Here is a 14,061-nt window from a genome sequence, read left to right as displayed (position 1 = left end):
GCTGGATCGTGATCGCTTGACCTTGCTGCCTGTATTCAGGGTTAATGCGGGTTTAACAATAAATTAACGAATTCAATAATCCGCCGGCGAAAGCGCCAGCGGCCTGTCATCGGGATGGGCCTCAAACGGAGGACTGAAACCATGCCTGCATCCCGCCCTGTCCGCGCCCTGGCGCGTCACGTCCCAGCGACCCAATCAAGCCCACTTGTGCCCAGTCGACCCTCCGGCTGGCTGGCCGTGATGGCCTTGCTCAGCTTGTCTGCTTGTGGGGGCACATCCGCCCCGGATGAATCGGCCCAGGCCCAAACCGCGAATGCCCGCGCCTTGGCCGCTTCTATCGGCAAGATCACCCCGCCAGTCACGCCGCCCGCTGTGGAGCTGAGCTTTCTGCGCAGCAGCGGCACGCAGTGGGTCAAGGCCAATGGCGAGGCAGTGCAGCTGAAGGGCACCAATCTCGGCAACTGGCTGGTGCAAGAGTTTTGGATGATGGGTCAGGGCGGCAATGGCGTCATTGACCAATGCACGCTAGAGGCGCAACTGAGCACACGCTTTGGCTATGCCGAGAAGGAGCGCCTGATCCAGCTCTACCGCGACAACTGGATCAAAGAGCGCGATTGGGACCAGATCAAAGCCTTCGGCTTCAACTTGGTGCGCCTGCCAATTCTCTGGAGCGTCATTGAGGACGAGAAAAAGCCCAAGACCCTGCGCGCCGATGCCTGGAAGTATTTGGATTGGTCGATTGCCGAGGCCAAGAAGCGCGGCATCTACCTAATTCTTGATCTGCACGGCGCTGTAGGCGGCCAAACGCCCAATGACCATACCGGCTGCTCGGGCCAGAACAAGTACTGGACCAGCACTGAGTTTCAGGAGCGCACCCGCTGGCTCTGGGAACAGATCGCTGCGCGCTACAAGGACGAGCCGGCGGTCGCCGCCTACGACCCGCTCAATGAGCCCTGGGGCTCCACCGCCGAAGACATGGCCACGCGCGTCACCGAGCTCTACCAAACCATTCGCAAGATCGACAACAAGCACATCGTCTTGCTGCCGGCGCATTACGGCAACTTCGAGGTTTATGGCGACCCCGCAGCCAAGGGCATGAGCAATGTGGCCTTTGAGTTGCATCCCTATCCGGGCCTGTTTGGCGACCGGCCGAATGACGCCCCCTACGACATCCACCGCGATTGGCTGCGCTGCGGCCCGCAGGGCACGGGCGGGGTTTGCGATGTGAATCGGCGCGTCAAGGCGAGCAACACACCGATGCTGATGGGCGAGTTTCAGCCCTGGCAATCGGCCGGGCTGGACTTGGGCGGTCGCATCGGGCGCGCGACCTATGACACCTACGGCTCCTATGGCTGGGCAGCCACCAACTGGGCCTATAAATTTGTCAGCACCGGCGGCGGGCAAGGTCAGGGCACCTGGGGCATGGTGACCAATGCGGTCGATGTCAACCGTGACACCGGCCTGGGCCTGGCGGTCAAGGCCAGCACCTGGGATTGCGCCAAATGGGACGCCCGTTTCGCCGATGCCTGCGCCAAGAAGCCCAGCACCATCAAGATTGGCGGCAGCGGCGCAAAGACCTATTACCTGGTGATCAAGACCGGCGCCACCGGCGGCGGCTCACCCGATGTGACCTTTGACAATATCAGCCTGGTCCACGACGCCAGCAAGGCCGAGATGCTGGTCAACGGCGGCTTTGGCAGCGCTAACGGATGGACCACGCTGACCATCAACGGCAGCGAGAACTTTGACTTCAACTACCGAGTGGGCGACAAGACGCCGGTGGGCGGCGACGGTGCGGTCTTGCGTGCTTCGCGCCCGGCGGGTGTGAGTGGCCTGATCAATGGCGCGGTCTACCAAGCCGTCACGCTGCAAGGCGGGCAGAGCTACAGCTTGAGCGGCAGCTTCCGCAGCAACAACAGCACGGAAACCTGGGCCGAGGTCTATCTGGTGCCCCAAGAGCCAACGCCAGGCGTGGATGTGGTGGACCAAGCCGGCAAGGTGGACTTCACCCGCGCGCCGGTGGCGGAGATCGAGGCCTTGTTCAAGAGCTATGGCAGCCAGGCTTACGAAGTGAACAAAGGCTTGGCCAAGTATTTGCCTGCTGTTGCCGGGGTCAGTCTTTTCAGCCTGCCAGCTCAGCCCAAAGGCTTGACGGTCACGCCCGTCGCCAACGGGGTTGAACTCAGCTGGGCCGCCAATGGCGAGCCCGATCTGGCCGGCTACCGCGTCTACCGCAACCGCCTGCGTGGTGACGCCAGCAGTGCCACTCGCTTGGTCAGTGGGCACAAACTGAATACCTACACGGACACCTTTGCCGAGCCCGGCGTCAGGTATTTCTACACGGTCAGTGCCATCGATGCCGAGGACGAAAGCTATCGCAGCGAGGAAGTCACCAATCTGCCGAATTACAGCGTGGCTTTGCCTGCCAAGATTGAAGCCGAAGACTATTCCGCCATGTTGGGCATTCAGCTGGAAGACTGCTCCGACACCGGGGGTGGCAAGGACGTGGGCCATTTCGAGCCGGGCCGCTACATCGAGTTTGAAGTCTCCAGTGCGAGCGCGGCCAAGTTCGCCATTGACTATCGTCTGGCCAGCGGCGGCGGCAGCACCGGCTTTGAGGTGCTGATCGACGGCGTCAAGGTGGATGCGATGGCGGTGCCCGACACCGGCGGCTGGCAGTCTTGGAAGACCTTGGGTGGCGCCAGCTTCAACCTGGCCGCAGGCTCACATCGATTGCGCCTGCAGGCCGTCGGTGGCGGCTGGAACATCAACTACCTCATCGTCAAGAAGATGAACTGAAGCGCGGCAGACCCAAGAAGGGCGTGCCAAGGGCTTGGCACGCCTCGGCCCAAGAAATCAAGCGCACACAAGGATTCAAACCATGAAACTCAAGCAACTCAGAATTTTCCCGGCCACCGCCTTGGCCCTCGCCAGCTTGCTCGCTCTGGGCCATGCCCAAGCGGCTCAAGTGCTCGCCGCACCCGCGGCCACCAAGATCGCCTTGCCTGCTCTGCTGCCCCAAGCTTCGAGCAGCACCCTGGCCATTGAGGTGGCAGGGGCGCAAAGCGTCGGCCTGGCCGGCGCTCCCGGCAACACGGTGCTGAATTTCCAGGTCGGTGCCGGCGCGCTGATCAACTCGCTCGATTGGAACGTGACCTTGAGCGCTTTTGGCGCCAGCTGGCTCAGCGATATGGAGGTGCGCTTCAGCAGCAGCGCCGGCAATGACGGGGTCTGGTTGACGCCTGGCAGCGAGGGCTTTGCCGGCACCATGAGCTACTCCGGCTCGGTCAACCTGCTCGATGCAGGGCTGGCTTTCGCGGTGCAGTCCGACGGCATTTTGCGGGTGGAGTTCGCCGAGACCATGAAAGACCTGGCCCCCGATGTGCCCGATGGGCAGTGGGATGCCGGGCAGATCCAGGTCGGCATCACCTCGGCCGTGCCCGAGCCTTCGAGCTATGCTTTGATGGCTCTCGGACTGCTGGCCTTGGGTGGGGCGCTGCGTCGGCGCCAAGCCTAAGAGTTGCGGCGCTGTTGAAGGGGCTGAGGCGGGCTGAGAGGGGCGGCTGAGGGCAAGGCACTATCCTTGCCACCCATGCAGCTCCGCGCCAAATTCATCCTCCTCGCCGTCTTGCCCCTGGTGGCCAGCCTGATCCTGATCGCGCTGGCGGTTCGGCATCAGGAGCGCGAGCTGGTGCAGCGCGAGCATGCCTTGGTGGAGCAGGCCTATATGGAGGCCCGCCGCGCTGAGCTGAAGGCCTATGTGGCGCTGGCGGTCAGCACGGTGAAGCCGCTGTACGAGGCGCCCGGCGACCCGCTGGCGCAGCGCGCGCAAGCGCTCCAACTGCTGGCCTCGCTGGACTATGGGCCGGACGGCTATTTCTTCGTCTACGACCTGCAGGGTAACTCGCTGATGCACTCGCGCCAGCCCGAGTTGGTGGGGCGCAATCTGTGGGGCATGCGTGACCCCCAAGGCCGGCCCACCATCCAACAGTTAATTGCCCAGGCGCGCCAGGGCGGCGGTTTTGTCGACTACCTCTGGCGTCGCCCGTCCAATGGCCAGGTCGAGGCCAAGCTGGGCTATGTGGTGCCACTGGAGCGCTGGGGCTGGATGATTGGCACCGGGCTGTATCTCGGCGACATCCAAGCCACCATGGCCCAGCTGGACGCCCAGGCCAGCAGCAATATCGCCACCACCTTGCTTTGGATCGCCGGCATCGCCGTCTTCGGCGTGGCCTTGATCAGCAGCACCGGCCTTTTGCTGAACGTCAGCGAGCAACGCCTAGCCGATGCCAAGCTGCGCCTGCTGGCCCACCAGGTGGTGCAGTCGCAAGAAGATGAGCGCGCGCATCTGGCCCGCGAACTGCATGACGGCACCAGCCAGACCTTGGTGGCGACCAAGCTGCTGGTCGAGTCGGCGGTGGATGCGCTGGAGGCCGGACGGCCCTTGCCGGCGCGGGTCTTGGCCACGGCGCTGGAGCGGCTCAAGGCCAGCTTGGACGAGGTGCGCCGCATCTCGCACCGCTTGCGCCCCGCCTTGTTGGACAGCCTGGGCCTGCCTGCCGCACTCGAAACCCTGGGCCGTGAGTTTGAGGACGATGGCGGCGCTGAGCAGGTGGAAGTGAGCGTGCAGGGCGAGCCGGTGGAACTGCCGGAGTTGGTCAAGACCGTGCTGTTCCGGGTCGCGCAAGAAGCGCTGACCAATGCCGCCAAGCATGCGGCGGCGGTTCATTTGCAATTGAGCCTGAGTTTCGAGCCCGGCTGGGTGCGGCTGCAGATCAGCGATGATGGCGCCGGTTTTGACGAGGCTGCCGTGCAAGAGCATCCGCGCCAAGGCATTGGCCTGCGCAATATGCGTGAGCGCCTGGCCTCCATCGGCGGGCGCTTGCAGATCCGCTCGCAGCCCGGCGCGGGCACCGAGGTCTGGGCCGAGGTGCCGCTGTCTTTGAACCCTGCATCCACTGCCTCTGTATGAACACTCCCGCATCCGCTGCTATCCGCCTCGCCTTGGTGGACGACCACCCGCTGGTGCGCGACGGCCTGCGCCTGCGTCTGGGCGCGGTGCCCGAGTTCGCGGTGGTGGGCGAGGCCGGCGATGCGCGCGAGGCCTTGGCGCTGTTGGCGCACACGGCGGTGGACATCGTGCTGATGGACGTGGGCATGAAGGAGGTCAGCGGCATCGAGCTGGCAACGGACCTGTTGCAGCGCCATCCCGGCCTGCGCGTGCTGATGCTGAGCATGTACGACAACCCCGAGTATGTGCAGCGCGCGCTGCAGGCGGGCGCCCAGGGCTATGTGCTGAAGGACGCGCCGGCCAGCGAGATCATTGCCGCCATTCAGGCCGTGGCGGGCGGAGGCACTTTTTTGAGCCCCGCCGTTTCGCGGCGCTTGTTCCGCGCCCAAGCGCCTCGGCCCTTGCTGTCGCCGCGCGAGAGCGAAGTGCTGGCCGCCCTGGGGCGTGGCGAATCGAGCAAACAGATTGCCATTGCGATGGACCTGAGCGTTCGCACCGTGGAAGCGCACCGTCAGAACATCAAGCGCAAGCTCAACCTTGAGGGCCAGGCCGAGCTGATCAAGTACGCCGTCGAGCACGCGGGTCAGCACTGAGGTTGGCAGTAATCTAGGGTTGACCCTTAAGTGCTCCCACGCGATGGCGCGCGTGGTCTGACGGATGCGCGCCGCGGGCGCCTGGCCGAGACTGCGACCCACGCAGCGGTCCCTCAGTTTTTCAGCCTTTTTGCTTTCTCCCTCCAACAGCCAAGACCGCGCGGATCAGGAGACAAAACTCATGTCCTCGAACATCAGGCGCCACCTTGGGTGGCTTCTGGTCGCGGTGCTGGGCGCTTTTGCGCTGGCCACCGTGGCCCTGGGCCGCGGCGAAGCGGTCAGTGCTCTATGGGTGGTGGTGGCCGCAATCTGCGTCTACTTGATCGCCTACCGCTACTACAGCCTCTTCATCGCCAGCCGCGTGCTGGAGCTGGACCCGCGGCGCCAAACGCCCGCCTGGCGGCACAACGACGGTCTGGACTATGTGCCGACCAACAAATACGTGCTCTACGGCCACCACTTCGCCGCCATCGCGGGCGCCGGCCCGCTGGTCGGCCCGGTGCTGGCCGCGCAGATGGGCTATCTGCCCGGCTTGCTGTGGCTGCTGGCCGGTGTGGTGTTCGCTGGCGCGGTGCAAGACTTCATCGTCCTCTTCATCAGCACCCGCCGCGACGGCCGCTCGCTGGGCGATCTGGTCAAGCAGGAGATGGGCCTGGTGCCCGGTCTGATCGCGCTGTTCGGCGCCTTCATGATCATGATCATCATCCTGGCCGTGCTGGCGCTGATCGTGGTCAAGGCCCTGGCGCATTCGCCCTGGGGCACCTTCACCGTGGCGGCCACCATTCCCGTGGCGCTGTTCATGGGTGTCTACCTGCGCTATCTGCGCCCGGGTCGCATTGGCGAGATTTCCATCATCGGCTTTGTGCTGCTGATGCTGTCCATCGTCGGCGGCCAGTGGGTGCATGAGAGCCCGGTCTGGGGCCCGATGTTCACCTTCGAAGGCACGACGCTGACCTGGATGTTGATCGGCTACGGTTTCGTCGCCGCCTCCATCCCCGTGTGGCTGCTGCTGGCCCCGCGTGACTACCTGTCCACCTTCCTGAAGATCGGCACCATCGTGGCCCTGGCCATCGGCATCGTTTTTGTCGCACCGACGCTGCAGATGCCGGCCATCACCCAGTTCGCCGCCGGCGGCGGGCCGGTCTGGTCGGGGGATCTCTTCCCCTTCCTGTTCATCACCATCGCCTGCGGTGCCGTCTCGGGCTTCCATGCGCTGATCTCCTCAGGCACCACGCCCAAGATGCTGGAGAACGAAACCCACGCGCGCTTCATCGGCTACGGCGGCATGCTGGCCGAGAGTTTTGTGGCGGTGATGGCCCTGGTGGCCGCCTCCTGCATCGAGCCGGGCGTCTACTTCGCCATGAACAGCCCGGCCGCGCTGGTAGGCAAGACGCCCGAGGCCGTGGCCGCCACGCTCTCGACCTGGGGCTTTGTCATCACGCCCGAGATGCTGATCCAGACCGCCAAGGACGTGGGTGAAAACACCATCCTGGCGCGCGCCGGCGGTGCACCCACCCTGGCCGTGGGCATGGCGCAGATCCTGCACCAGGCCATCGGCGGCAAGGCCATGATGGCCTTCTGGTACCACTTCGCCATCCTGTTCGAGGCGCTCTTCATCCTGACCGCCGTGGACGCCGGCACCCGCGCCGGCCGCTTCATGCTGCAAGACCTGCTGGGTAGTTTTGTGCCCGCGCTCAAGCGCACCGACTCGCTGCCCGCCAACCTGATCGCCACCGCCTTGTGCGTCTCGGCTTGGGGTTACTTCCTCTACCAGGGCGTGGTCGATCCGCTGGGCGGCATCAACACCTTGTGGCCGCTGTTCGGCATCGCCAACCAGATGCTGGCCGCCGTGGCCCTGATGCTGGGCACGGTGGTGCTGTTCAAGATGAAGAAGCAGCGTTATGCCTGGGTGACGGCCCTGCCGGCCCTGTGGCTGCTGATCTGCACCATGACCGCCGGCTGGTTGAAGATCTTCTCGACTGACGCCAAGGTGGGCTTCCTGGCGCACGCCAGCAAGTACAGCAAGGCCCTGGCTGAGGGCCAGCTGTTGGCCCCGGCCAAGACACCCGAAGCCATGAGCCGCGTGGTCTTCAACGACCGCCTGGACGCCGCCTTGTGCGTGCTCTTCATGTTCGTGGTGATCAGCGTGCTGATCTACAGCGTGCGCGCCATTCTGGCCGCGCGCGCCTCGGCCAAGCCCACGGCGCAGGAAACGCCGTTTGTGGCTTTGTCAGCCGCTGCGGCACGCTGAGTGTCAAGCCATGGCTGCCGCTGAGGACGTGATCGAACAAGCGCGCGAACTGCGCCAGCGCGTCGGCCAAGCCGGCCGCTACCTGGCTCAGGGCCTGCGCCTGATGGTCGGCTTCCCCGACTTCGACACCTACCGCGAACACATGGCCCGCACCCACCCGGACCAGCCGGCCATGACGTATGAGCAGTTCTTCCGCGAGCGCCAGGCGGCGCGCTATGGCGGCGCGGATGGGCGCATGAGCCGCTGTTGCTGAGCTGGCGAAAACAAAAACGGGCCTCCTGATCGGGGCCCGTTTTTTTGGGGCTGGCTTCAGTAGCTGATGCGAAAGCGCTGGCCTTTGAAAGAGAGCACCGCGCTCTTCAGCTCGATCTGCTCCAGCGTCAAGTCCGGCGTCACGCGTGCGCCTTCTTGCAGCAGCTGGCCGTTGATGATGAGCATGCGCTTGGACGGAATCTCTGAGTACATCGCGCCGCTGGCGCTGAGCGCTGGCACCTCGCGGCGCAGTGCTTCAGGCAGGTCTTTCAGCGCGGGGATCGCGGTCGCCGGTGTGGGGGCGGTGGGCGCAGCGACGGGCTCTGTCGAGGCGCTCTTGCTCAAGACCGGACTCGGCTCTTTCTGCGCCATGTGCGATGGGGTGTTGGGTGCGGGCACGGGTTCCATCACCGGCGGTGGCGGCACGACCCGGCTGGCCAAGGGCACAGGTGGGGCTTCAGTGCTGACTATGGGCGCAGGCTCTGGCAATACCGCCGCTGGCTGGGCTGGCGGCGGCGCAGCAGGCGTCGCCTCGTCCGACCCCAAACCTCGACCCAGCCAAGCCCCTAAGGCCAAAACACCGAGCACAGCGGCCAGGCCGACGGCCAGACGCAGGCCCGACTTGGAGGCGGGCGCCGGGCTGGCCGGCGTGGGCGCGTCCACTCCCACGGTCTGGCTCATCAGCGTCGGCAAGCTGCCGCGCTCGCGTTCGGCCTCGGCGCGTTTCAGGGCTTCAAGAATGTAGGACATGGCGCATTTGGCTTTCTTGGGCTCAGGGTGCCGAGCTGGCGGCTGGCTTGCCCGATGCAGGCTTTTCGGCGCTGGCTTGCAGCCGCGGCTCATCGACACCGGCCACTGCATTCAGCAGCATCAAGGTGACCGGGCCGGTCTGGCCGTCGCTGCGCAAACCTTGCGCGCGCTGGAAGGCGGCCAGCCTGCTCTTCTGGTCTTGCTTCATCGATTCCGACGAAGGCGAGGCTTCACCAAAGGCTTTGTCTAGCTGCGTCTTCACCCAGGGCTGCAAGGCGCTATTGGGCCCACGGGTGCTGTAGCCCGCAGGCGCGCGCCACAAGGTGCTGAACTCGCCGCGCCATTGCTGGCTGAGCGCCAAGAGCAAGATGCGCTGCGTTTGATTGCCCAAGCTCAAGGTGGCGGTTTGATCGTCTAGGCGCAGCAGCAAGACATAAAAAGGCTGACCCGCCTCATCGCGCAGGCTCAGCAGAGCCGGGCGATTGAGCAGGCGCAGCAGGCTCAGGCCGCCGTCACCACTGTTGACCTTGCTGCTGCGAAAACACTGCAATTGCTGGCGGGCCAGGGCGGCGCAGGCTTCGAGTTCGGGCGCCTCAGCCCCCCAGAGTTGGGCCAAGGCTTGCCAGGCCTGGCCTTCGCTGCGCAGGCCCAGGCTGAGAGCTGTTGCTGCCGGAGCAGGTGCGGGCTTGGCTTCTGCGGCTGACGCTGCAGGGCGACTGACGGCACTGGCGCTTGATGCGGCCGGCAGGGCGGGTGTCGAAGACGGCTTTGCGATGGCTGCCGTGGCCATGAGGCTTGCCGTGCCACTGCGCGCTTGCCAGACCCATGCGCCGCCGGCGGCAGCGCCGAGCACTGCCAGGCTGAGTAGCCCAAGACTCCAGCGCGCTGCGCTGCGTTTCAGCCAAGGGCGCGGCAGAGCTTCCGGGCCAAACACCTCAGCCGCCGCCCGCTCCACGGTGCGCGAATCGATCTGCGCCCGCTCTTGCGAATAGGCGCCGAGCAGGGCGCGGTCGCACAGCAGATTGATGCGGCGCGGCACGCCACGCGCGAGCTGATGCACAAGTTTCAGAGCCTTGGCATCAAAGGGCAGGGCGGCGCTGAAGCCGGCCACGCCCATGCGGTGGCGCACATAGTGAGCGGTCTCCGCCTCCGACAAAGCCGGCAGATGAAAGCGTGCGATCACCCGCTGCGAGAGTTGCTCCAACTCCGGCCGCGCCAACATATCGCGCAATTCCGGCTGACCGATCAAGATGATCTGCAGCAGCTTGCGTTCATGGGTTTCCAAATTGGTCAGCAGGCGTAACTGCTCCAGCACCTCGGCCGAGAGGTTTTGCGCCTCGTCGATGATGAGGATGTTGTTCTGCCCGACCGCATGGGTGCGCAACAAGAACTCATTCAGCGCATCGACAAAAGGCTTGACCGAGCCAGCGGCCTCGCCCTGCTTGGGCAAGGCCTGGTGGTGCTGGATGCCGTATTCCTCGCACACCGTGTGCAGCAACTCGCTGACGCTGAGCTTGGGGTTGAAGATATAGGCCACATTGCAGCGCTTCGGCGTTTGCGCCAAAAAGGCCCGGCAGACGGTGGTCTTGCCGGTGCCGATCTCGCCGGTCAAAAGCACAAAGCCGCCACCACCGCGCAGGCCGTAGAGCAGATGCGCCAGCGCCTCGCGGTGCCGCTCGCTCATATAGAGGTAGTGCGGGTCCGGGGCGATCGAAAAGGGCTCTTGCTTCAGGCCAAAGAAGTTCGCGTACATGGGTGGGGCAGGCGCGTCCCGTGAAGAAAGCTGGAATGGCGCCGATGGTAGCGGCTCATGCCGCCAAGGATGGGCGCGGCAGAAGAAAAGGCACGAGGCTCTCGCCTCGCGCCCTGCGGCAGTCGATACCAATGTCTGCGAAATGCGCCACCTTTTTGCCTTGGATCACAGCGCTTGCCGAGAGTGACCGACAGCAAAGTGCCCGGAGCTGTCTTCCCTCTGAGGCTCTGACACGCGCATTGACTCGGCCCGCCGCCGTGCTCATGGTTCCCGGGTCGGCTCTGGCGAGCCGACTTCCCTCGGTGCTCACTGCGCGGGTCAGCGGCAGCCAACTCGCTTCGTTCGCGCAAGCTCACTGCGCTCAAACAGGGGCTGCCAAGTCAGCAGTTGAAGCGCGCTGTGCGCGCCTGACCCGCTCCGCTGCGCTCTCGGCCGAGCACAAATCGCCCGTCGGCGGGCCGAGTCAATGCGAACCGGGCTCTTGGCACGGTTGGAGAAGCACGGCGTTCGCTATGCAGGCGCACGGTAGCCCGGGCCGTTGTTGGGCGATTTGTGAGGGGCTGAGCAGCGCAGCGACTTGGGGCGCGCGCGCAGCGCGCTTCCACCTCTAGCTTGGCTCCGCATGTTTGAACGGAACGAGCGCAGCGAGTGCAGTGAGTTCGGAGCCGGCCCCAAGTTGCGAGCAGCGCAAGGCAGTCGGCCCACCAGGGCCGACCCCCGAGCCATGAGCCCAGCGACGGCCTGGGCTGCCGTGCCTCACACGCAAAACCAAACAGTCCGCTCCGGGCGCTATGCCGCCTTCAGCGAAAAAAGGCGATCACAGGCTCCCGCTCGGGCTTAGAGCCGGTCTCAGCCTTCAGAGATTCGTTTGGCCAAATGGGCCAGCGCTTCTTCCACCTGATCGACCAGCACCAGGCACAGATCGCCCGGCTGCAGTCGCGCCAGCGCAGAGTCAATGGCGACGAACTCGCCGCGGATTTCGTCGATGAAGCTGGTGCGCTCGGCGCCCTCCAGGCCTTGGCGCAGCAAGGCCAGCACCTCGCCGTCTTCGCGGCCGCGTTGGCAGGCGTCCTGGAACAGGATCACATCATCAAAGGCAGAGCCCAAGATGACGGTCTGCTCGCGGATGTCTTCGTCGCGACGGTCGCCGGCGCCGCTGATAACCACCGAGCGCTTATTGCCCGGCAGTGCGGCCACGGCCGCCACCAGGGCCCGCATGGCGTCGGCGTTATGGCCGTAGTCAGCAATCACGGTGGCGCCGCGATAGTCCATCACATTGAAGCGGCCGGGTGCGTTGTCGGCGTCATTGGCGAAGCTGGCCACGCCGCGGCGTATGGTGTCCCAGTCGATGCCGATACCCCAGCCGGCGGCCACCGAGGCCATGGCGTTTTCGACCTGGAAGCCGATCGCGCCATTGCGGGTGATGGGGATGTCGCGCAGCGGAATGTTTTCGCGCCAGCTGCCCTGAGCGGCCACCAGCTGATCGCCGTCCACATAAACGCAGCGCTTGCCTTGGGCGCGGTGCGTGGCCATCAGCGGATGGTGGCGGTCGGCGGCGAAGAAGATGATCTGGCCAGGGCAGGTGCTGGCCATATTGGCGACCACCGGGTCGGCCGCGTTCAGCACGGCATAACCGTTAGGCGCAACGTTTTGCACAATGACTCGCTTGACCAGGGCCAGCTCTTCCACGGTATTGAGGAAGTTCATGCCCAGGTGGTCGCCGGCACCGAGGTTGGTGACGACGGCCACTTGGCAGCGGTCAAAACCCAGGCCCTCGCGCAGCACGCCGCCACGGGCGGTCTCGAACACGGCCGCTTCCACATCGGGGTGCATCAGCACATTGCGGGCGCTCTTGGGGCCGGAGCAATCGCCGCTGTCGATCTGGCGGCCATCGACGTAAACCCCGTCGGTATTGGTCATGCCCACCTTGAGTCCGCAGGTGGCGAACAGATGGGCGATCAGGCGTGAGGTGGTGGTCTTGCCATTGGTGCCGGTGACGGCGACGACCGGAATGCGGCCGTCTTCGCTCTTGTGGCCGTGGCCATAGAGGTGCGAGATGATGGCCTCACCGACATTGCGGCCCTTGCCGTAGGACGGCGACAGGTGCATGCGCAAGCCCGGCGCGGCATTCACTTCGACGATGCCGCCGTTGATTTCTTCCAGCGGCCGCAGCACGCTTTCGGCCACCACGTCGACGCCGCAGACATGCAGGCCCACGACCTGTGCCGCAGCAATGGCGCGAGCCGCCACTTCGGGGTGCACATCGTCGGTTACATCGGTGGCGGTGCCGCCGGTGGACAGATTGGCGTTGTTGCGCAGGATGACGCGGCGGCCTTTTTCAGGCACCGAATCGGGGGTCAGGTCTTGCTGGGTCAGGCGCGCCACGGCGATGTCGTCGAAGCGGATCTTGGTCAGCGAGGTGGCGTGGCCATCGCCGCGCTTGGGGTCGGCATTGACCTTGTCGACCAATTGCTTGACGGTCAGCTGGCCGTCACCGATGACATGCGGCGGGTCGCGGCGTGCGGCGGCCACCAGCTTGTCGCCCACCACCAGCAGGCGGTAGTCGCTGCCGGGCAGGAACTTTTCCACCATGACCTGGCCGATTTCGTCGGCCGCCTTGTAGGCGATTTCCATGTGCTCGCGCGTCACCACATTGACAGTCACGCCTTTGCCTTGGTTGCCGTCTTGCGGCTTCACCACGACCGGCAAGCCGATCTCCAGCGCGGCGGCCCAGGCATCGTCGATGGACTCCACCGGACGCCCGGTCGGCACCGGCACGCCGGCCGATTGCAGCAGGCGCTTGCACAGGTCTTTGTCTTGGGCGATCGATTCGCTGACGGCGCTGGTGGCGTCCACCTCGGCGGCCCAGATGCGGCGCTGCTTGGCACCCCAGCCGAATTGCACCAGGCTGCCCTGGGTCAGGCGGCGATAAGGCACACCGCGCGCCACGGCGGCGTTGACGATGGAACCGGTTGAGGGGCCGAGGCGCACGTCTTCGTCCAGATCGCGCAGTTCCTTCAGCGTGGCGTCGGCATCGAAGCTGCCGCCATCCCGCGCCGCTTCCACCAGCTTGCAAGCCGCGTCAAAAGCCATGCGGCCGACGTCTTCTTCGCTGTACTCCACCACCACTTGGTAGCTTCCGGGCTCGGAGGTCACATGGGTCTGGCTGAAGGTGACCGGGCAACCCGCTTGCGCTTGCAGGGCCAGGGTGGCTTGCTCCAGCACATGGGCCAGCGAGATTGGGGTGCGCTTGGCGCTGGCTGGCCGCAGCGGGCCGATGCTGGGGAAGAGGGCGCGCAGCCGGGCCTCGAACTCGGGCATGTCGGCAATCGACTGCTCGGCCGGTGTGCAGTGCACCACGGCTTCGATGGCGGTGTGGCGGCTCCACATATTCGGGCCGCGCAGGGCGCGGGTGCGAGAGACTTCCATGTTTGCTCTTCCTCGGGAATCT

The 14,061-nt window shown here is 65.2% G+C and carries 9 protein-coding genes; 6 read left to right on the top strand and 3 right to left on the bottom strand.

The annotated features are described in order from the left end of the window. The first annotated feature begins 141 nt into the window (after positions 1–141). From LNV06_RS10380 to LNV06_RS10355, 6 genes are all read left to right on the top strand, one after another. Complete coding sequence (locus LNV06_RS10380) at positions 142–2,799, top strand: cellulase family glycosylhydrolase (protein ID WP_263538171.1); 2,658 nt, start codon at positions 142–144, stop codon at positions 2,797–2,799. Positions 2,800–2,881: 82 nt separating this feature from the next. Beyond that, on the top strand, positions 2,882–3,517 hold the full coding sequence (locus LNV06_RS10375) for a PEP-CTERM sorting domain-containing protein (protein WP_263538170.1): 636 nt from the start codon (positions 2,882–2,884) through the stop codon (positions 3,515–3,517). Between the two features lie 75 nt (positions 3,518–3,592). Continuing rightward, on the top strand, positions 3,593–4,972 hold the full coding sequence (locus LNV06_RS10370) for a cache domain-containing protein (protein ID WP_263538169.1): 1,380 nt from the start codon (positions 3,593–3,595) through the stop codon (positions 4,970–4,972). Beyond that, positions 4,969–5,604: a response regulator transcription factor gene (locus LNV06_RS10365; RefSeq protein WP_263538168.1), complete on the top strand. Its 636-nt coding sequence runs from the start codon at positions 4,969–4,971 to the stop codon at positions 5,602–5,604. The genes LNV06_RS10370 and LNV06_RS10365 overlap by 4 nt, the downstream gene beginning before the upstream one ends. A gap of 181 nt (positions 5,605–5,785) precedes the next feature. Continuing rightward, positions 5,786–7,855 carry a carbon starvation CstA family protein gene (locus LNV06_RS10360; RefSeq protein ID WP_263538167.1) on the top strand — a complete coding sequence of 690 codons (2,070 nt, stop codon included), beginning with the start codon at positions 5,786–5,788 and terminating at the stop codon, positions 7,853–7,855. A 49-nt stretch (positions 7,856–7,904) separates the two neighbouring features. Continuing rightward, complete coding sequence (locus tag LNV06_RS10355) at positions 7,905–8,108, top strand: YbdD/YjiX family protein (RefSeq protein ID WP_102769604.1); 204 nt, start codon at positions 7,905–7,907, stop codon at positions 8,106–8,108. 56 nt (positions 8,109–8,164) lie between these two features. Here the strand turns inward: LNV06_RS10355 and LNV06_RS10350 are convergent, their stop codons facing one another. From LNV06_RS10350 to cphA, 3 genes are all read right to left on the bottom strand, one after another. Continuing rightward, positions 8,165–8,857 (bottom strand): general secretion pathway protein GspB, encoded by a 693-nt coding sequence (locus LNV06_RS10350; protein ID WP_263538166.1) that lies wholly within the window; start codon positions 8,855–8,857, stop codon positions 8,165–8,167. A gap of 22 nt (positions 8,858–8,879) precedes the next feature. Beyond that, positions 8,880–10,610, bottom strand: a complete 1,731-nt coding sequence (locus LNV06_RS10345) for an ExeA family protein (RefSeq protein WP_263538165.1) — start codon at positions 10,608–10,610, stop codon at positions 8,880–8,882. 849 nt (positions 10,611–11,459) lie between these two features. Beyond that, positions 11,460–14,039 (bottom strand): cyanophycin synthetase, encoded by a 2,580-nt coding sequence (cphA, locus tag LNV06_RS10340; protein ID WP_263538164.1) that lies wholly within the window; start codon positions 14,037–14,039, stop codon positions 11,460–11,462. Positions 14,040–14,061: the final 22 nt, after the last annotated feature.

The sequence above is a fragment of the Paucibacter sp. Y2R2-4 genome (assembly GCF_025717535.1).
In the GTDB taxonomy this organism is placed as follows: Bacteria; Pseudomonadota; Gammaproteobacteria; order Burkholderiales; family Burkholderiaceae_C; genus Paucibacter_A.
This window is presented reverse-complemented; position numbering and strand designations above follow the sequence as displayed.